This window comes from Bacillus timonensis (assembly GCF_004799755.1).
Lineage (GTDB): Bacteria > Bacillota > Bacilli > Bacillales > Bacillaceae_L > Ferdinandcohnia > Ferdinandcohnia timonensis_A.
The window spans coordinates 1-19,626 of the sequence record NZ_SLUB01000063.1; the positions used below are offsets into that span (position 1 = coordinate 1).

The 19,626-nt window shown below is 41.2% G+C and carries 20 protein-coding genes and 1 pseudogene; 15 read left to right on the plus strand and 6 right to left on the minus strand.

The features are described 5' to 3' along the window. From E1I69_RS24855 to E1I69_RS21055, 3 genes are all read left to right on the plus strand, one after another. Window positions 1-239, plus strand: a 239-nt coding sequence (locus E1I69_RS24855) for a hypothetical protein (RefSeq protein WP_207308595.1), incomplete at its 5' end; no start/stop codon positions are given. A 154-nt stretch (window positions 240-393) separates the two neighbouring features. Then, a complete protein-coding gene (gene fabZ, locus E1I69_RS21050) occupies window positions 394-828 on the plus strand; it encodes a 3-hydroxyacyl-ACP dehydratase FabZ (RefSeq protein ID WP_136381508.1) in 435 nt (144 codons plus the stop codon). 159 nt (window positions 829-987) lie between these two features. Beyond that, complete coding sequence (locus E1I69_RS21055; protein WP_136381509.1) at window positions 988-1,353, plus strand: hypothetical protein; 366 nt, start codon at window positions 988-990, stop codon at window positions 1,351-1,353. Window positions 1,354-1,394: 41 nt separating this feature from the next. Here E1I69_RS21055 and E1I69_RS21060 read toward each other — a convergent pair whose 3' ends face one another. Further along, window positions 1,395-1,832, minus strand: a complete 438-nt coding sequence (locus E1I69_RS21060; RefSeq protein WP_136381510.1) for a YwpF-like family protein — start codon at window positions 1,830-1,832, stop codon at window positions 1,395-1,397. Between the two features lie 299 nt (window positions 1,833-2,131). Here E1I69_RS21060 and ssb point away from each other — a divergent pair, with 299 nt between their 5' ends. From ssb to E1I69_RS21095, 8 genes and pseudogenes are all read left to right on the plus strand, one after another. Next, complete coding sequence (ssb, locus tag E1I69_RS21065; RefSeq protein ID WP_116352057.1) at window positions 2,132-2,473, plus strand: single-stranded DNA-binding protein; 342 nt, start codon at window positions 2,132-2,134, stop codon at window positions 2,471-2,473. Window positions 2,474-2,505: 32 nt separating this feature from the next. Beyond that, window positions 2,506-2,685 (plus strand): hypothetical protein, encoded by a 180-nt coding sequence (locus E1I69_RS24525; protein WP_161974958.1) that lies wholly within the window; start codon window positions 2,506-2,508, stop codon window positions 2,683-2,685. 402 nt (window positions 2,686-3,087) lie between these two features. Next, on the plus strand, window positions 3,088-3,453 hold the full coding sequence (locus tag E1I69_RS21070; protein ID WP_136381511.1) for a GntR family transcriptional regulator: 366 nt from the start codon (window positions 3,088-3,090) through the stop codon (window positions 3,451-3,453). A gap of 12 nt (window positions 3,454-3,465) precedes the next feature. Beyond that, window positions 3,466-4,155: pseudogene (locus E1I69_RS21075) on the plus strand (ABC transporter ATP-binding protein). Then, window positions 4,152-4,982, plus strand: coding sequence for a hypothetical protein (locus E1I69_RS21080; protein WP_136381512.1), 831 nt, complete (start codon window positions 4,152-4,154; stop codon window positions 4,980-4,982). The pseudogene E1I69_RS21075 and the gene E1I69_RS21080 overlap by 4 nt, the downstream one beginning before the upstream one ends. A gap of 14 nt (window positions 4,983-4,996) precedes the next feature. Next, complete coding sequence (locus tag E1I69_RS21085) at window positions 4,997-6,184, plus strand: hypothetical protein (protein ID WP_136381513.1); 1,188 nt, start codon at window positions 4,997-4,999, stop codon at window positions 6,182-6,184. Between the two features lie 62 nt (window positions 6,185-6,246). After that, on the plus strand, window positions 6,247-6,756 hold the full coding sequence (locus E1I69_RS21090; protein WP_136381514.1) for an RNA polymerase sigma factor: 510 nt from the start codon (window positions 6,247-6,249) through the stop codon (window positions 6,754-6,756). Between the two features lie 102 nt (window positions 6,757-6,858). After that, complete coding sequence (locus E1I69_RS21095) at window positions 6,859-7,482, plus strand: hypothetical protein (protein ID WP_136381515.1); 624 nt, start codon at window positions 6,859-6,861, stop codon at window positions 7,480-7,482. A gap of 359 nt (window positions 7,483-7,841) precedes the next feature. On the opposite strand, the gene E1I69_RS25340 is transcribed toward E1I69_RS21095, so the two are convergent. From E1I69_RS25340 to E1I69_RS21105, 3 genes are all read right to left on the minus strand, one after another. Continuing rightward, a complete protein-coding gene (locus E1I69_RS25340) occupies window positions 7,842-7,967 on the minus strand; it encodes a hypothetical protein (RefSeq protein WP_278186182.1) in 126 nt (41 codons plus the stop codon). 274 nt (window positions 7,968-8,241) lie between these two features. Further along, a complete protein-coding gene (locus E1I69_RS21100) occupies window positions 8,242-10,971 on the minus strand; it encodes a DEAD/DEAH box helicase (protein ID WP_136381516.1) in 2,730 nt (909 codons plus the stop codon). Between the two features lie 12 nt (window positions 10,972-10,983). Continuing rightward, on the minus strand, window positions 10,984-12,582 hold the full coding sequence (locus E1I69_RS21105) for an SWIM zinc finger family protein (RefSeq protein WP_136381517.1): 1,599 nt from the start codon (window positions 12,580-12,582) through the stop codon (window positions 10,984-10,986). Between the two features lie 350 nt (window positions 12,583-12,932). On the opposite strand from E1I69_RS21105, the gene E1I69_RS24530 reads away from it, so the two are divergent. The 4 genes from E1I69_RS24530 to E1I69_RS21120 all read left to right on the plus strand — a co-directional run bounded on the left by E1I69_RS24530 (window position 12,933) and on the right by E1I69_RS21120 (window position 17,828). Next, window positions 12,933-13,094, plus strand: a complete 162-nt coding sequence (locus E1I69_RS24530) for a hypothetical protein (RefSeq protein WP_154670432.1) — start codon at window positions 12,933-12,935, stop codon at window positions 13,092-13,094. A gap of 392 nt (window positions 13,095-13,486) precedes the next feature. Continuing rightward, the gene (locus E1I69_RS21110; RefSeq protein ID WP_136381518.1) at window positions 13,487-15,343 is read left to right on the plus strand and encodes a GAF domain-containing sensor histidine kinase; all 1,857 of its coding nucleotides are present in this window, start codon (window positions 13,487-13,489) and stop codon (window positions 15,341-15,343) included. Next, window positions 15,318-15,953 (plus strand): response regulator, encoded by a 636-nt coding sequence (locus E1I69_RS21115; protein ID WP_116352067.1) that lies wholly within the window; start codon window positions 15,318-15,320, stop codon window positions 15,951-15,953. The genes E1I69_RS21110 and E1I69_RS21115 overlap by 26 nt, the downstream gene beginning before the upstream one ends. A 471-nt stretch (window positions 15,954-16,424) precedes the next feature. Further along, on the plus strand, window positions 16,425-17,828 hold the full coding sequence (locus E1I69_RS21120; RefSeq protein ID WP_136381519.1) for a S8 family serine peptidase: 1,404 nt from the start codon (window positions 16,425-16,427) through the stop codon (window positions 17,826-17,828). A 106-nt stretch (window positions 17,829-17,934) separates the two neighbouring features. Here the strand turns inward: E1I69_RS21120 and E1I69_RS21125 are convergent, their stop codons facing one another. Both E1I69_RS21125 and E1I69_RS21130 read right to left on the minus strand, forming a co-directional pair. Next, the gene (locus E1I69_RS21125) at window positions 17,935-18,639 is read right to left on the minus strand and encodes a TIGR02206 family membrane protein (RefSeq protein WP_136381520.1); all 705 of its coding nucleotides are present in this window, start codon (window positions 18,637-18,639) and stop codon (window positions 17,935-17,937) included. Between the two features lie 453 nt (window positions 18,640-19,092). After that, the coding region (locus E1I69_RS21130) for an IS91 family transposase (RefSeq protein ID WP_207308596.1) at window positions 19,093-19,626 on the minus strand (534 nt) is incomplete at its 5' end.

Sequence of the window (19,626 nt, forward strand, 5' to 3'; positions counted from 1 at the left end):
AAAAGAAGAAAAATATAAGCCTAAACCAGTCCAAGCAACAGAGCGTCAGCTATGTTTGTTTGACGTGTCATGAGAAAGAAGAGATTCCTATTAACGTGGTAAGGGATTTCGATTTAATGGATGATGGAGATCCGACAATTCCTCCTATGTTTGCATGTGAAAAATGTGGGGGTAAAATGTATCCAGAGTATTATAAAGGGATACATGGCATAGAGTACAAATTATCGGATATTCTCTAACCATGAAAAGGACCGGGCTATGCCCGGTTTTTCTTATGAATAAAAATGGAGCTTTTAAAAGGCGATGACGGTTAGGTTTACAACTTCATACAATACTTGTATTATAATAGGCATTGTAACCTTGACTTATACATAAGGGAGGAAATTGGTAAATATGTACGATATCAATGAAATAAAGGAAATTATTCCACATCGTTATCCGTTCCTACTGGTTGACCGGATACTTGAATTGGAAGAAGGAAAACGCGCACTTGGCCTTAAAAATGTAACGGCAAATGAGGAGTTTTTTAATGGGCATTTTCCTGACTATCCAGTTATGCCAGGCGTATTAATCGTAGAAGCTTTGGCACAGGTTGGCGCAGTGGCCATGCTAAAAAAGGAAGAAAACAAAGGCAGACTTGCTTTCTTTGCGGGAATTGACAACTGCCGTTTTAAAAGACAAGTAGTTCCTGGAGACCAACTTCGTCTAGAAGTGGAAATCACCCGTCTTCGCGGGTCAATTGGTAAAGGAAAAGGCATTGCAACTGTTGACGGTGAGCTCGTATGTGAAACGGAAATCATGTTTGCGTTAGGCGAAAAATCAGAATAAGTTCAGTTTAGAAAATCAGATGGGAACCCATCTGGTTTTTTTATTCTCTTTTTGTGAATTTGTAATTTCTTTGATACATTTTTTATCTTCTGGGAAAGCTAAGCAAAGACCAAGATGGTCACACAATACTTAGAAAAAAAGCAGAAAGGAGAATGTGCAATGAACAACAAATGGTTCTTAAAGCTTATCGGGTCGCTCCTTGCCGTGTTTTTAATAACAGGCTGTAACAATGATGACCAAAATCCTCCACCAGAGGATGATGGACTTGAAACACCGGGCGAGGATTTCAATAATAATGACAATATGGATAATAATAATGACGACCTCGATAACAATGTGACTCCAGAGGAAGACGTTGTGCCTGACAACAATGGGTTGAATAACGGGGATCAAGACGTCGTTGAAGATGAGAATAACGACGGAGATCTTGATATCAACAATGACGATGATGACAATGACAACAACGATCTTACAGACGACGAAGTAAATCCTGGTGGAACAGGCGGAGCTGGTAACGGTAAATAATTTACTATGATTGTAAAAAGGCGGGATAGTCTCCTGCCTTTTTAATTTTGAATAGGTTTTTTCTTTTCTTGAAGACGATTTTTGAATTCAGCAAGAAGGCCTTCACCCTGTAAGCCTTGTTGAATAAGGTCGGTCAGAACAATCTCGGCCATGTTTAGACGACTTGGAACTAAATTTCCCTCCAGAAGAACACTTACGCTATTGTCCATTTCTTTGATGATTTTAACTTCACCCAATAATGAGGCAGGATCATTTGATTTTTTGGAAATGGTGACTTGGAGATTCAGTTTTGTATTCGCTTGTTTTGCCTTTTCGAAAATCGGTTTATACGATTTTTCAATAAAAGCTTCCACAATCCAACTATTTTCCCCATCTTCTTGATTGATGATCAATCCATCCATCAACGGTATTTCCTCAATACGACTAGGTTGTTCATCCTGGTGAAGAACCATAAGTGAAACCAATCTAAACGTTTTCAAAATCCTGACCTCCTTATATTTCGTTCGTACTATACCGAATAGTTAAATTATAGCATATTTACCTGTTTATTATGTGGAGTAGACGTGGAAATGAACCAGAAGTTCTAAGGGGAAAAAATATGTAGAAATTTAGATAATAGTTCGTTTCAAAAAAACATTGTTAAAAAATTCGAAAAACTTATGATGAATTTCCAGTTTTATAGAAAAAATCCTTGTGATAATTCGATTTTCCTAATTTTACCTATGTCGAACCATGGAGTATGATAGCCTTGTTAGATTTAACGAAGGAGGAAAAACACATGATTAATCAGGTGATTTTGGTAGGAAGGTTGACCCGGGATCCGGACTTGCGTTACACCCAAGAAGGGAAAGCAATTGCTCATGTGACGCTTGCGGTTAGCCGGAATTTTAAGAATGCAGGTGGCGAAATTGATACCGATTTTGTGAACTGTACACTTTGGCGTAAGACAGCAGAAAATACGGCAAATTATTGTAAAAAGGGATCTATCCTAGGTGTAACAGGGCGAATTCAAACGCGTAATTATCAAAACAATGATGGAAAAAGGGTGTATGTGACAGAAGTGTTAGCAGACTCTGTGAAGTTTCTGGGTGGAAAACCAAGAGAACTCGTTGAAAATTAAAATTTTTATTGCTTAGAACCCGGGAGGAAACGATGATGAAACAGGATGAACTCAAGTCAATCAATGAAAAGCTAAATAAGCTTGCAATGGGAATTGCGCTACATCTAGAAACGTTACAAGGCCAAATCGGCGACCGGATGGATCAAATGGATCAAGCTTATAATGAACGACTTTTACAAATTAATCAAATGTTAGAAGGGAAGCAGCTATAATATGAAAACTGTCAAAAAGAAATTCAGAATATGAAAAATGTATGTAAACCCTCTATCCATGTACCTCGCAACAAGAAGCCTCAGTCGCCTTTTCAAAAATGATTCCTCAAGAGATAGATGGATACTACGGTCATTCCTCATTTTTTTGCCAATCATGGTCACAACATGGTTGGCTTTTTCTTATTTTTAATATAGAACATTCGTTCTGATTCGTCAACAGTATTTTCAAAAAAATCATCTTGACAGGGATAGTGTATTAATCATATAATACATTGTGTATTAACCTATTGATACACGATGTATTTTTTTATCATAGCTGTATGATGCGTTTAATACAGTTTTTTTATAAGTGGTGTATGAACCCCTTGATACAGGGAGATGAAATTTTTAGGAGTTGGGTCTATGGATATCAAGTTTAACAATCGAGATCCCGTATACGTGCAAGTGATTCAGTATTTTAAAGAGCAAATTGCGAAAGGTTTTTTTGAGCCAGGGCAAGAGATTCCTTCAAGAAGGGAATTGGCGAATCGGTTGAAGATTAATCCGAATACGGCGCAGCGTGCGTATAAAGAAATGGAGGAACAAGGGTTGATTTTTACAGAAGGAAATTTACCAAGTCGCATTACGAAAGATGAACAGGTGCTGAAAATGGTTCGCGAGGAATTGATTTTGGATGCAGTATCTACTTTTATTCAATCCGTTCGCTCCATAAATGTACCTTTACCAGAAGTCTTAAGTCTAGTTGAAAAAGAGTATGACAAGGAATAGGGGGGACTTTAAGTGATTGAAGTAAAGAATGTAATAAAGAAGTTCGGCAGGAAGACCGTGTTGAAAGGTGTTAATTTTACTGCTGAAAAAGGGAAGATAACGTGTTTGATTGGGATTAACGGTGTTGGAAAAACAACGGTCATGAAGGCGATAATGGCGTTAACGCCAATTAATAGTGGAGAAATTCTTATCAATGGCGAAAAAATCCATAAAGGTAGCTATTAAAAAATCACATTTATCCCAGACACGATCACGATGCTGCCGCAAATGAAAATCAAAGAAGCATTTACATTTATGGAGGATTTCTATGACAGCTGGAATCCAAAACGTGCGAATGAGCTGCTTGATTTTTTTAGGCTTAAAGAAACCGATCGAATCTCTGAGTTATCAAAGGGAAATACGGCAAAGGTCAACCTTATCCTTGGACTTGCCTTGGATGTTGATTATGTCCTCATGGATGAGCCGTTTTCAGGAATCGATATTTTTAGCCGCGAACAAATTGCTGAAGTGTTTACTAGTCATTTAATTGAAGACCGTGGTGTGATTATCACAACCCATGAAATTAATGATATTGAACACTTAATTGATAAAGTCGTATTGCTTGATGAGGGTGTTGTGTTAAAAGAATTCGATACCGAAGAGGTTAGAGAGAATGAAGGGAAATCGGTTATCGACGTGATGAGAGAGGTGTATAAGGGATGAAGCGTTATTTGAAACTAGTGAATTTCGAGTTCTCTCGATTTTTAAAACTCTATCTTGTGTTGGTTGGGATTACGGTATTTTTTCAAGTGATTGGCGTTATTTTTACGTCAAAAAGATATTTAGGTAGAGCGGAAAAAGCGATGGTTGAAGATATGCTCTCAAAGAGTGATTTTATTTCACAATATGGGAAAATCTCGATGATGGATTTTGTTCAGACCCTTTGGTTTATGGGCCCGATTATGCTAAGTGGAGCTACTTTACTGATTTATGTGTTTTTTATTTGGTATCGTGATTGGCTCGGGAAAAACACTTTCAGTTATCGTCTGCTTGTATTGCCAACAGCTCGATTGAACGTGTATTTGGCGAAGGCTACGACTGTTTTCCTTTTTGTTTTAGGTCTTATTGCTGTGCAATTAGTGTTATTGCCTGTTGAAAGTCGAGTGCTGCAGTGGATGGTTCCAGGGGAGTTTCGTAATGATTTTACACTAGGTGAAATCCTGAATATCAATTATTTACAGTTATTATACCCTAAATCCTTTTTGGATTTTATCCTCTACTATGGTACAGGATTGGCGGGAGTTTGTGTTGTTTTTACGGCTATTTTATTTGAACGTTCCTACCGATTAAAAGGAATTTTCTTAGGGATTCTTTATTGTGGAATCACGTTTCTTTTCCTTTTGTCACCACTACTAGTAGATGAATATGTGTTAGGGAATTATTTTTATCCAAATGAACTGTTTTATCTGGTGGTTGGGGCAGGTTTAGTTGCTTGGGCTGCAGCCATCTGGATTGGCAATTATCTTTTAAATAAGAAAATAAGGGTTTGATGGGAGGTAACATAATGAAACGATATTGGAAAATACTCACGCTCTGTCTCATTACAGTTATCGTGCTTGGAACGTTTTATATACAATCTAGTTTAGCTTTGGAGAACATACGATTTGAATTTGAAAAAGTGAGTGGCGATGAGAGTCTAGTGGAAAATCTGGAAATAAACGCAGATTATGTAGTCGGAGACAACCATCAAACTCTACTGATTTCTAATGAGGAAACATCTAATTTAAGCAATCGATCCGTTGTTCAACAATTGACTGGTCTTTATGGGGAGGCTTCTGCAGAACAATTAATTTCGAAATACAAATCATTTATGAGAGGGAAAAATTTACTCTCTTCTAACTTTTATGAGGATGAACAAGTAGTTGTTTATGCCAGTATTGAGGGCAAGAGTATAAATGCTTCTTCCCTAAATTCCTTTTTTGATATTGACGTTTTAGATAAAAAATCAGAAAAATCTACTTCGATGAAATTGGACCTGCCTAAAACTGGAAGTTACGGTTGGGTTGATATTGTGGATATTCAAATAAAGGAGGGGAAGTTATTAGTAATAGCAAGAGGTTCTCGTATTAATGGTGGTGAGGACTTGGTTGCTTACACGATCGACCTAAATGGGAAGAAAATCACAAATGAAGAAGTTGTTTTTTCCACTCCAACAGTTGAGAATGGATGGTCAGATTTTAGATTTTTGAATGACTATCATTCGAATGGGCCAGAAAAATATCTGCTTTTTAAAGCAGAGGCTTTTGAACATGAATCTAGTGAAGGTCCAACTGCCATTGTGGATGACTTTATAGTGTACGATGTCGAAAATAACAAAATCGTTAAGATGGAATTACCTGAAGATTTTGTTGGAAACATTGAAAATTCATCTGTAGTCGATTCTGTCGTGTATATTCCCGTTCAGACCCCAAATGAAATAAAGGTCATTCAGTATGAGATTGAAACGGAAAAATGGGACAAGAAACAAATATTTGGAGTTGAACCATCTGGGAACTCTGAGGGTGAACCTTTTATAAAATTACAAGATGGAAAAATCTATATTGTTCGTTCTGTTAATGATGGACATACACTTGCCATCGGAGACTTAAATACAGGGGAAACCTTATATGAAGGACACCTAAAAGTGAAAAATTTAAAAACAGACCTTGAAGATTACAAATTATACATCTTCGAAATAAAGGATGTCGGGTAATCGGTCACAGGTGCGGGTCACGGGGACAGGTTCCTTGTCCCAAAATAAATAGGGTGAGAAAAATGAAGGAACATCAAATCGAACAAATTATAAGTGAATATGAACCTGAGTTGCGGTACGCAGCCTTTCGCTATGTACGAAATTGGGTGGTTGTGGACGATATTATGCAAGAAGTATTTTTGAAAATCTTTTTGAAATTCCATTCTTTCAGGGATCCTTCTAAAATCAAGGCCTGGTTATACAAAATTACCCGAAACCAATGCATTGATTATCTTCGCAGCAAGGTTGTGAAAGCGACAGTCTTAATGGACGATTTTGAAGGACTGCGATATACGACCACTGAAACTGTTGAAAAAGCTATAGTGGAGAAGTTTGATCGAGAAAGGCTATACGAACATATCGAGGCTTTGCCGAAGGATTACAAACAGACATTATCTCTTTATTATTTGCATGATTATTCCTATAACGAGATAAGCCAATTTTTGCGGAAAGATATCTCGTTTGTGAAAAATAAGTTGTTTAGAGGTCGGCGGTTGTTGAAGGAAGTATATGAAAAAGAATTAATTGTGTAAAGGATGGCCAATCATGTGTAAATTAGCATGATTGGTCTTTTTTTATGTGATTCTAATAGGGTATAATTATCCAAAAATAACAAATTGTTGAGGATGAGTAGGATGAGATTTGTAGTTTTGTTTGGGGTAGCGTTTGTTCTAGGAATAATTATGGCTTTTCTTGATGTAAGTGAGCCGCTTGGTTTAATTATAAGTATGATTGTGATTGTTGGTTTTTCTACTTACTTATTTATTTATCCGATTTTTTGGGAGAAAAATGTAAGAAAGATAGAGTCTTATCTTGAAAAACGCAGAAAAAATCCATTGTATAAGCTCTATTACGGGATGGGCAATCGGATTGATCAGGATGTGAAGGAAGCAACAGAGGAATTGGTTCAAAAGTATAAACAGCCTGCACGTCAGGCATTATTCAAGACTTTGCATGCGTTATACGAGGATGATATTTTACGAGTAAAGAAGGACATTGAGGAAATCCATCCCCCACAGTATAAAGCATATTATCAAGCCATAGTCGCGGTAGAGGAAGGCAAACTGGAGCAGGCAGCTGCGCTAGGGGAACAGGTGAAGTCGGAGTGGATGAAGCATGCTTTGGCTGCTGGAATTGCGAAGAAAGCGGGAAATCACGAGGTGTATGTCGCTGAAATCCAAAAAGCGTTTGAGAAGACACGAGGAATGCAGAGGTATGTGCTGTATAAGCAGTTTGAGAGAGATTTGGAGGCTGTTTGATAGTGTGAGAGATGGGATTTTGAGTTTGATTGGGTAATGGGGTATTTTTTAAATGGTGTATGAGTGCGGGGACGGGGATATGCGTCTGAATAGGAAAATATGCGTCAATGCACGAGGATAAGCGTCTGAATAGGAAAATATGCGTCAATGCACGAGGAAATGCGTCTGAATAGGAAAATGTGCGTCAATGCACGAGGAAATCCGTCTGAATAGGAAAATGTGTGTCAAAGAACGAGGAAATGCGTCTGAAAATGAAGATATGCTTCAAATCCACGGGTATATGCGTCTATGTGGAGATATTTGCGTCCTAAAAGGTTTTTATACAAAATAGGGTGATGACAGCAGTCACCACCCTTTACTCATTTTTTCAGTTTTTCTTCGACTAGCTGGTAGAATTTTTGCCAAGGTTCGGTTTTGTCTTTGTGCTTTTCGCTTGGCACAAATTTTTTCGCTCTTTTTTTGGGTTTGGTTGTTTTTTCTGCCAAATCGAATCAGCTCCTTTGGATTTCCGGTATATCATAGTGTGGTTTCCGTAAGTATGATATACCGATTAGTGGGTTTGCGGTATATCACGCAGCGGGAATTGAGTTCTCGGTATACCACTAGACCGATTACCGGTATATCAACCCATGAGATTTTAGTATCTGGTATACAGCTAACCCCTCAGATATATCACGTGAGTGCTGGGACAGTGAACCTGTCCCTGTGTCCCACATCAAAACGAGAGTGCTGGGACAGTGAACCTGTCCCCGTGTCCCACTAAAACGCGCCAAGCAGTTCTTTTAGTTCGTTGGTGGAGAGTTCGGTGATCCAGTTTTCGCTGGTGATGATTTCGTCGTTTAGTGATTGCTTCTTTTCGAGCATTTCGTCGATTTTTTCTTCGAGTGTGCCGGTAGCGATTAGCTTGTGCACGTGGACGAAGCGCTTTTGACCGATGCGGTAGGCACGGTCGGTTGCTTGGTTTTCGACGGCTGGGTTCCACCAACGATCATAGTGGATGACGTGGTTCGCCTCCGTCAAGTTCAATCCGGTTCCGCCTGCCTTTAGTGACAGGATTAAAATATTGAACTCGCGATTTTGGAAGCCTTCAATCATCTTGTCGCGTTGCACTTTCGCAACGCTTCCGTTCAAGAATTTTACGGATTCATCATAGCGTTTTTGAAGCACATCCTGAATCATCTCTCCCATTTGAATATACTGGGTAAAAATCAAACAGCTCTCGTCTTGGTCTCGAATGTGATCGACAAGTTCAAGCAGCTTCTCCATTTTCATGGAACGTTCATCTACATTTACAGGATTCTGCTCCTTTAAATAAAGCGCCGGATGGTCACAAACCTGCTTCAACTGCCCGAGCATTTTTAAAATAAGACCCTTACGCTGCATACCTGCCAGCTGTTCGACTTGCTCCAGCGTATCCTTCACAAGCTGCTCGTAAATCGAAGCCTGCTCGACCGTCAACGGACAATATTCCTTCTGTTCGAGCTTGTCCGGTAAGTTCAAGGCGACGGCTTCGTCATTTTTCGTACGTCTTAGTAAAAATGGCTTAATTAAGCGCTGCAGCTGGGCAATTGTTTCCTCATCATGGTCCTTTTCAATCGGTGACACAAATCGTTTTTGGAAGCCACCAAGGCTGCCTAAGTAGCCACGATTGATAAAATCAAAAATCGACCAGAGCTCCGTTAAGCGGTTTTCCATCGGCGTTCCGGTTAAGGCGATGTTATGGTCGCTTCTTAGCTTGCGAATCGCGCGCGACTGTTTTGTTTGCGCATTTTTAATATTTTGTGCCTCATCTAGGCAAATGGTCCCCCAGTCAAAAGCGGAAATTTCCTCCTCATCCATATGGGACAACCCGTAGGAGGTGAGGACGATGTCGGCCGAGTTGACTCCTTCCGCAAACTCCTCGCCCTTCAAGCGGTTTGGGCCATAATGAAGATGAACGCGTAAGTCCGGTCCAAATTTCTCAAGCTCCTTTTGCCAGTTTCCAAGGACGGAGGTTGGGCAGATGATGAGTGCAGGCTTGGCGCCATTTTCTTTGACCGCTAAAAAGTAGGCAATCATTTGAATCGTTTTTCCAAGTCCCATATCGTCAGCAAGGCAGGCGCCAAATCCAAACTTTCGTAAAAATAAGAGCCAATCAACACCCTGCTGCTGGTATGGGCGGAGTTCACCTTTGAATGTGTCCGGTATGCTGGCATGAGGTATCTCTTGGATATCCGTTAGCTGGGTAATCATTTGCGACAGGTGGCGGTTTAGTTCAATTTGAACGCCTGCAAATGCGCTTGCCGCTTCTTGTTCCTCACGTTCTGCTTGTTCCGATAGCGAGAGTAACTCTTGTTCAAGGACATCCCTGACATGGAGTCCTTCTTTGTTTGCCCGTTCTAGGATTGATTGAACCTGTTTGATAAACGCTGGATCGAGCTTAATCCATTTGCCGCGGATGTTGATTAAGCGTCTTTGCTCATTGACAAGCGACAAGAATTCATCTTCGGAAAGCTCGACACCATTTGTTGAAAAGCGCCAGTCAAAATTAATGATCGACTGCAAGCCTACAAAGGATTGGCGACCACTTCCAGAAGACGTTTTGACCTTGGCCTTGATCGCAAGCTGGGCGTCCTTAATGGCTTGCCACCAAGCTGGTAAGAGAATTCCGACTCCTGCTTCAATCAGCCTTGTACTCGCCTCCGTTAAAAAGTCCCAGGCTTGTCGTTCGGTTAACTCGTGAACAATGCCGTCTTCATCACGAAGCCATGGGACGAGTTTACACCACATGTTTTGGTCGTTTTCAATTTTGCCAGCAAACTTGGTCCATTCTTTTGGCAGAACGGTATACATGGTATGAGGTTTTGCTTTCTTGCGAAGCACTGTGTGGAGCTTCCAGTCTCCGTTATCCACCTCGGGTTCTTCGATTTGCAGCATAACGTCAAAGGGTGTGTGATCTTCCCTCCACCCAATACGTTCGAGCCAATTGTTTTCATCGACGACGGAATCAGCGCCGGCACTACTTTTTACAAGAGGGAAGGTTTGAGCGATCTCTTCCCAGGCGTCAGATAAAGAGGAGTCAGACTGAATCCAGTCGGTGATGGCTTCAGAAAACCACTCTGCTGAAAATCCGGTTAGCTCAGTAGCAATCGGCTTCCAGCCAAAACGTTCTGTGCTGCGCCAATAGTTGAAGTCAGGCATAAATTCGCCATTCTCGATGTTTGGTAGCATGTTTTCAGCGATTCTATGGTAATGGTCCGCATCTTCACTAAGCTCGATTTCTATATGTGAATTGACGGGCAATTTGGCGAAAAAGGTCAATGCCTGCCAGGGTGAAAGACGGATAGCATTGCCGTCCTCTTCAAGGAAAGTCCCGTAAAAGCTGGCTTCATGCCAGGCGAAGAGATTATTTTTCCATTGTTGCACTTCAAGCTCGTAGCCATCTTCGGTTGTGCACCAGACGTGGCATCCTTTTTCCGCAATCCATTCTGTATGGACTAAAAACAACATCGTCTCACCCCTTTACTCTGAAATCATTGAAGCCCGAAGAAGCTCCTGTTGGAACGCGCGTAATCGTTTATTCACAGTAGAAAGCTTCGTAATATAGTCATCCCAACGGTCTTCTTGTTTTAGCTTTTTGTAATGAGTCCGGATTTTGCGCAAATATTTAACGGCCTTTTTATAGCTTGGCCGGTTTTTGCCCTCAATGGCTTTTGCAACGGCCTGATGGTACAGCGGTAGCAAAGCCGCTCGATCGAGGGTTTCAATTTCTTTTATAATATAACGGTCCATTTCATCGATGTCATAGCCGACCATGATTTGCAGTTCGACCCATTTCCGGTATTGGTCGGTCTCAAGCAAAAAGTCGTTGTATTCCACATAGCTATACGGAAGGAGCTGTTTCAACGCGTTAAGATAAACGGCAGAATCACGCTCATCAGTGTATGCCATAATGTTTTGTAAAAATAGCCTTGTCATGTGGCGGCGTCCTTCATAGCTTTGGATCCCAAAAATATAGCCGCGAATTCCTTCTATTGCATGGTCAATCCAAGCGCGAGCCCGGTCCCAGTTTTTTGATTCAGACAGATAGGAAATCCACCAAAAGCTATAGGGAATCCCTGAGTTCCCGAGCTTTTTCATCGTGTCGATTGCCGTGTCGTCGTCCTTTTGTAAAAAGCGAATATGAGCATAGGCAATCAGGTGTGCTGGTTGTTCGGTGTTCAATGCGTTTTTCTCGATTTCTAGCCATTTGTCACGATTAAAAAAGGTGGCCCAAAGCAAACGGTACATTTGCATGCGCTCATACTGGAACATGGTCTCGGTAAGGAGCGTCTCACGAACGATGTCGAGGCTTTCCTCAAGCATTTCATCAAGTGAAAAGGAAAGAGATACCTTCCGCATCTCAAGCGAGTTGTCGAGCACGACATCTGTGAAATTATGAAAGTAAGGTCGAATATACGTATCCACCTGATAATTTCGGACTTCAATTTGTCCGAGCAGCTCGATTGTTTTTCGAATGCAAAAAAGAGCAGCATGGATGTGATACAAGCGTTTGAGCTCCTCAGAGCGTGGTGCTTTTCTTTTTATGGTTTGAAAAAGGGAATGGTACAAGGTTGCGAATGAGTACACATTTTTTTCGCGCTGTCCTGATTCAAACCGCTTGTATTCATTATTAAAAAGGGTGAGCCAGCTTTCAAGGGAATTCTCCTTGTATTCGACACGCTGTAGGACGTTACCTTTTATAACAGGAATCGAGGCTAGCTTAGGCTTCGGTTTGCTGCCATCCTTCCATTGTTCAAGCAAAGACCCGACACGGTCGACGCTTGCGTACATATAGAAAAACAGTGCCATCCGGTGACGACAAAAGGATGGATCTGGGCAGGTACAACTCGACATTTCCAGAAAATCAAGATCAAGTGAGACATCAACCGGGGTGACGTCTTGTACACGGCCCTCAAGTGTGTTTCCGTTGTATTGCACATTGTAAACGCTCCCCTGACGGTAGAGGTTTAGTCCTTTTTTGATTAAATTGCGGTCCTCTTCGTTTTCGAACGTAATCAAACTCCGAAGCTTTTCGGAAAAATGCATGACCGCATCCTTTGGTATATCGTTTTGAAGCAAAGTGGTCTCACTCCCCACATGCAAGAATTAATTGAACATCCACTAAAATCATATCTTTTTATTATACCGCAAAATTGTACAAATTTGGATTCCTGGCTATGAAACGGTGTTGCTTTTACCTAAATTTAGAAATATTTTGAGTGAGACAGTCGCAAAAAAGAAGTCTCTGGCGTACATGTATAGTAAATACTCGGCGGAGCTGGTTTCTCCATCCAGCTTTGTTGAGTAATCATTTTCTCCCAAAGTGCCGTGATGGTACTTGTTAAATGTCTTGTGCCTGGTGAAGTCGTCTCCATTCTTCACCAGGCTATCTTTAAAGTAAGGCACTTTTTCAGCTAGGAGTGAACAAATTGGATAATAAATCTTCAGAAGAGGTTATTTCGATTGATGAGAAAATGGTAAGACGAGCATTAATTCGTGCTTATATGAAGGGCGAAAGAAGCACAGATATTGATATGAAACAATTTATACAAGACTTAGCAAATGATATTAAAGGCTCTCCGATCACATAATGACCTCCTCAAAACTACAGAATTCGACACAATTTAGGTCGTACAGGCTTGCTATCGCATAAGTCCCTGTTTTTGAAGGAATCTCTTTGGAACGCAGTTTCGAGGACAAGTTTTACTACTTTTGGCGTATGAAAATAATTAATTTGGGCAATAGATATCCTCCCGTTTTTTTGACATAATTATCACCACAAACATTTAGCGGTGTTTGTGGTTACCCAGCATTGGTCAGTGGTTTTCACGCCATTCGACTAGTCTGGGTTTTTATTGGGTTTGAAGAAATTTTTTAAAAATGAATTCGTTTTCAATGGCTTGGTTTGTGATTTTTAGTTAATACATATATTATGATAATAACAAGCCCAATTAACTGAAAGTTATGATAAGGGGGGAGCGATATGAAGCTTCCAGTGGTGTCCTCGCATAGACGGGAAAATTATGCGAAATGGTATATGATTATCATTGCTGTGCTAGGCTGGGGTGCTGTGGTTAACGCGTTGTTTCATCTTGAACCAACAAACGATATCACTGTCCTACTATTGCTCACAGTGTTTTTAGCAATTACAGAGTATTACCCAATTCCGCTTTTGAGAGGTTCAACATCGATCTCATTCCCATTTATTTTTGTGATGTATGAGCTGTTTGGGGTATCATATCCCATTATCATCTATGCGGTAATTGCATTAGCGATTAATATCCTTCACCAACGTCCGTTTAGACTTGTTCTGTTTAATCCCGCACAGTTGACTTTAAGTGTCTTTTTAGCGGAGTACATATTATCACATACAGATGTGGATCAAATTCTTACATCAAGTAGTAACTTTTTTTCAGGGTTTAGTACATATGTACTTTTTCTTGTCTTCTTTTTTATCATAAATAATTTTATCGTGGATATCGTGTTGCTCGTTCGTCCGCAACCCTATACGCTTTATTTATTTAAAAATAAATCACTAACTGAATTAAGCAATGTAGGAGTTTCCTTATTGTATGGAGCGATGATGTTTTACCTTGGGGGTCGTACAGTTGACGAGTTCTCACTCTTCTTCTTCTTCTCTCCATTGGTTGCAGTGTCGTTGTTATACTCAGTCATTTCAACCCTTAGAAACGAAAAAAGAAGGTTGAATGCTCTTTTTGCAATTACAACCGGGGTTAATAAGAAAATCCATTCGCCTGAGTGGATTGATACGTTTAAAAATTCGTTTTCGCAAATCGTGGATGTGCAGGCACTCATGCTATGGGTCAAGGAAAACGATGTATGGAAGATATTATACTATGACGGGCGTGTGACTCCAAAAGATGAATTGACAGGTGAGGCGCTAGCTCGTTTTGATGGAAAAAAACAACCGATTGTTTATCAAGATAGAGTGAAAAAGCTTGGCCCCATTGATGAGTATTTTAAAAAGGATATGAAGGCCTTTGTGTACTCACCGATGGTCGTTGAGAACGAAACAATTGGGATGCTCGTTGTTGCCAAAAGTCGAGCGCGAAGCTTTGAGGAAGATGAAATCCATTCGATCGCGACGCTTTCGAATCAGCTTGCGGTGGCGGTGAAGACAAGGTTTTTAATCGAAGAACAGGAAAAGCGAATCATCCTCGAGGAGCGTAACCGAATCGCTAGAGGCATCCATGATGGTGTGGCTCAAACATTAGCTGGTGCCGTCATGAAGCTAGAGACAGCTGAGCGAAAATTTACGAGTCATCCTGATGAAACGAGAAAGCTCATTCGTGAAAGTATGGATAAATTGAGGCTTAGCTTACGAGAAGTGCGCGAATCGATTTATGAGCTGCGCCCATATCCAACGGAGCGTGTTGGGTTGTCAGTCGCCATTAAAAAGCGAATTGACATGATACAGAGCGAATACAATATTCATTTTTCGTTTGATATTAGAGGCAAAGAGGTTCCACTTAGCCCAATGGTTGAAAAGGAATTATTTGATATTTTTCAAGAGAGCCTGCAAAACACCATTAAGCATGCACAGGCCACCAAAATAGAAATACTGTTAAGCTATCAAAAGGAGCACATTATTTTAAAAATAAAGGATAATGGTGTAGGGTTTTCATTGTTCCAGGCGATGGTTAAGGCACAAAACAATCCTCATTTTGGAATCTTAAACATGAATGACGCAGCAGAAAAGATTAATGCAACTCTTCAAATTGATACAAAAGAAGGCCAAGGTACTGATATTACATTAACTGTTCCGAAAATGGGACTTGAAGGAGGTAGTACTGTTGATCAAGCTTATGTTGGTGGATGATCATGCTGTGTTACGTGACGGACTGAGGAATATTTTAGAACTTGAGGATGATATTCGCGTTGTGGGTGAGGCGGTTTCAGGGGATGATGCGCTTGAAAAGGTGCCAATGTGTGAGCCAGATGTTATTTTAATGGATATCAACATGCCCCAGAAAAATGGGGTGGAAACAACAGGTATTTTGAAGAAAAAGTATCCATCGATTAAAATTTTGGTGCTGACGATGCACAACCATGATGAGTATTTTATGGCTGCCATTCGCGAGGGGGCCGATGGCTATTTGTTAAAGGATGCACCGTCTGAACAGGTGGTGGAAGCGATTCGAACAGTCGCGCGCGGGGAGTCTGTGATTCATCCGTCGATGACGAAAAAGCTTCTTAACTTCCATCAACAACAGCAGGAGCAGCCGAAGGACAACGCCCTAACCGAGCGGGAAACAGAAGTCCTTCAATGCCTGGTGGAAGGCCTTAGCAACAAAGAAATCGCAGAGCGCCTTTTCATCAGCGACAAAACTGTAAAAATTCACGTCAGTAAAATCTTCAAAAAATTCGACGTCAAAAGCCGCTCCCAAGTCGTCATCTACGCCGTGCAAAACAAGCTCGTGCCGATGTAGGAGCAACGGGGTTGCCAGGGAGCCAGGGAGCCATGATTGCCACGGTTGCCAGAGGGGTTGCCAGAGGGACGGTTCTTGTGGTCCCTGGGACATGGGGACAGGTTCATTGTCCCAGTTGTCTGGGCTTTGGAGTTCCTGTCCCCCAGCAATTTACGCTTTTTAAATATGAAGGTTAACAGCTGCTTTCCGTTTGTGGAGGCAGTTTTTTTATGCCCAAAATGGAGGCTTGGGTGCATTTTCTCTACGACCTTATTAGTCAAATCGAGTGCTATTGATCGTATGTTTTTCTGATGGGCGAACCGTAACATTTTTAAAAGTCTTTTTGCGAGATTACAGCAGTATGTCTTTTGTATGACAAGAAATACTGCTTTTTTAGCGGAGTTTTACGTCTTTTGCGGAATAGGAAACCTTCAGCAGGGGCGCGATAATGGAATTAAGAAAGTTACATATGCGGTCTGAAAGGGGAAAGAGATGAGAAAACTTGCTGTTGTATTATTTGCGCTTTTACTGGTGGTCCCGACATTTTTACAAGAAAAGAAGACTGTTGCTGCAGTTGAGACAGGCTCAGCGATTATTGACCCTGCTCTAGAAGCGGTGTGGGACAAGGTTAGTTCCTTGCAGGTGATTGTCACATTTAATGGGGATGGTGCGCCAAAAGAGCATCAATTGGATCTGTTAAACGTGCTCGGAATCAAGGTTGGCGTTTCAATGAAAAATCTCCCAATTGCAGGAATTGTCGCGACGAAGAGCCAAATTGAAAAACTCTCACAAAGTAATGAAGTTCGCTCGATTTATTTTAATAGAAAACTAGAGTACTACAATGAAACGTCGACGGAAATAACAGGCGTCGACCGTGTGAGGACAGATGAGGAAATCCGATTGGCAAATGGTGACCAGCCTGTAACCGGTAAGGGAGTCGGGGTTGTCATTAATGACAGTGGAGTTGATGGGACACATGGCGACCATCTTTTTGGGGAAAATCTTGTGCAAAACGTGCTTGGATCTGTGAATTTGGCAAATTTGGCACCAGGAATACTTCCGATTACTTACCTCGAAAATGTGCCGAATACCGATTCAAATTCCGGTCACGGTACACATGTGGAAGGCACGGTTGGTGGAACGGGTGCGATGTCAGATGGCAAATATGAAGGTGTAGCACCAGGTGCAGACTTGATCGGATATGGTTCAGGTGCAGCGCTGTTTGTTCTTGATGGGATTAGTGGTTTTGATTATGCGATTAAAAATAAGGATAAATACAATATTCGGGTGATTACAAATTCCTGGGGTTCATCAGGTGATTTTGACCCCAACGATCCCATTAATATTGCTAGTAAAAAGGCGTATGATGCCGGGATAACGGTCCTGTTTGCCGCTGGAAATGAGGGACCGAGTGAGAACACTCATAATCCGTACGCAAAGGCGCCATGGGTGATTTCAGTGGCAGCAGGTGACAGTAGTATAAAATTAGCAGACTTTTCTTCACGAGGAACAAAAGGTGTGGGGGGTACTTTCACGTTAGATGGTAAAGAGTGGACTTTGAAGGACGCTCCAACCATTACGGCACCAGGCGTGGATATCGTATCTACACGAGCGATCGCACCGATTTCATCATTAGCGGCTTTACAGGACTTGCAAACCTTGAATCCGTTGCATGTACCGTTCTACACGATTATGAGCGGGACATCAATGGCAACACCACATGTCGCTGGAATTGTAGCGCTCTTATTGGAAGCAAACCCACAGCTGACACCGGACGCCATTAAGCAAATTATTCAAGACACGGCGATACCAATGCCTGACTACGAGGAGTGGGAAGTTGGTGCGGGATATGTCGACGCATTCGCAGCAGTGAAGAAGGCAATCGAAATCAAGTAGTGGAGGGAACAGAGAGACCAGAGGGACGGTTCTTGTGGCTCCATCATAGTTGTGGGACAGGGAACCTGTCCCCTCGTCCCACGTACTGCCATTAAGTCAAATCGACTTAATGGCTTTTTTCTCTTTTCATTAGGAGGGCCATGGGGAGGTAGGTGATGAGAAAGACGATAATGCCGGCAATTTCAAGGGTTACATAGTACTGGATTCCTGAGCCGAAGAAGGACAGGATGGTGGTCGATTCGGTTGGGTTAGCTAGATAGAAGTAATTTGTTTCGAGAAGAAGATTGATGAAAAAGATAGGTACAGCGATAAAGTTGAGGAGCAAAAAGGCTGTTCCAACAGCTTTTCGTGGGACACGATAGCCTTCAAAAATAATGAAATAGAGTACAGACCAGGTGATTGTAGCGTGATGAAGAAAGTATTTTAGAAATCGATAGTGTGGAAACTCATGGAATAATTCGGGAGTCACTATGCTTAAAAAGGGTGGGAGGAGTCCTGTAAAGAAGACAAGGTAGAATGCTTTCTTACTAGGTTGTAAGAATAAAAAAATACAGATAAAAGTACTGATGGAGCAAAGATGCAGCGGGAGTTCACCGACTTCCCATTGATGGGTAGCTAGCAGCCAAATCTGGTGGGACACTTCACTTGCGACCAGGATGGCAAAAAAGGTCCACTTCATAATGGAGCGATAAGGTCTGAGTTTTCTTCTAAAGACGACAAGCAAACTGGTAAGAAGCAGAAAAAGGACAAGCGTCGCGATATGCGAGGCGGAAAACAACTCAAACGTCTGCATTCCTTCGGCAGAAAACATACTGCCACCCCATTTCTAAAGAAGTTTGTGGTTTTCTAATAGTCTATTCGCAAATGGGGAAAGTTTAGACATAAGGACAAACGAAAGATTTTTTTTGATGAGGTGTGCTTGTTCACTCGCGGGTCGAGGGGGGTGACCAAAGGGACGGTTCTCTAAGGGGACAATCGGAAGTTTTGCGCGAAAGAAGGCACAACTAGCGGTTATTTACGCTCGTTGTGCCTTCTTTTATATTCATGCCTAGTTCTTATACGCAAAATTTTTGATTGCCCAAGAAGAATGAAGTCGCGGCCCCTGGCCTATGGGAATTCAATCTTTGCCTCCTTGGGTGTTTGAACTCTTTTTAATTCATTTTTACAGCGATCATTGTCCATTTGTCTTCTCTATATTACTTTTGGGCACAACTTCCCCCTCCCCAACTAAGAGGCTTTTTTGAAAATATTCTGTTTGATACGCTCACGAAGAATCTCCTGGTAGAACTGATTTTAAATTGGCTTTTTTACAACCTGGACAAAGAGTGACATCTTTACCAAGAATAATAGAAAGAATCTCTGTGAAATTTAATCCTTCGAATATTGATTTATATAAAGGGCTTTTGGTAAGTTTTCTACAACGAGATAGCTTACCTTTCTTGACTCGATTAGCTAGTAATCCGTAGTACCTCATTTTCACAAATCCAACGGGAAGAACGTGCATTAAAAACCGGCGAATAAATTCTTCCGAATTTAAGGTTACCTGCTTTTTCTGGTTATTATTTTTATAATCCTTCACACCAAAGGTTACTGTATGATTTGTGACCGACTGAATCCTTTGATTTGTTATGGCGATACGATGTGTATAGCGACCGAGGTATTCTATCACCGCTAATGGACCTGAAAATGTTCGTTTCGTGTAACTATACCAATTTACCGAATAACACTGGTCGATCAAATTCTGAAACTGTTTTGGATCTTTGTATTTTTCAGCTTCATTGTAAAAGTGTAATTGATT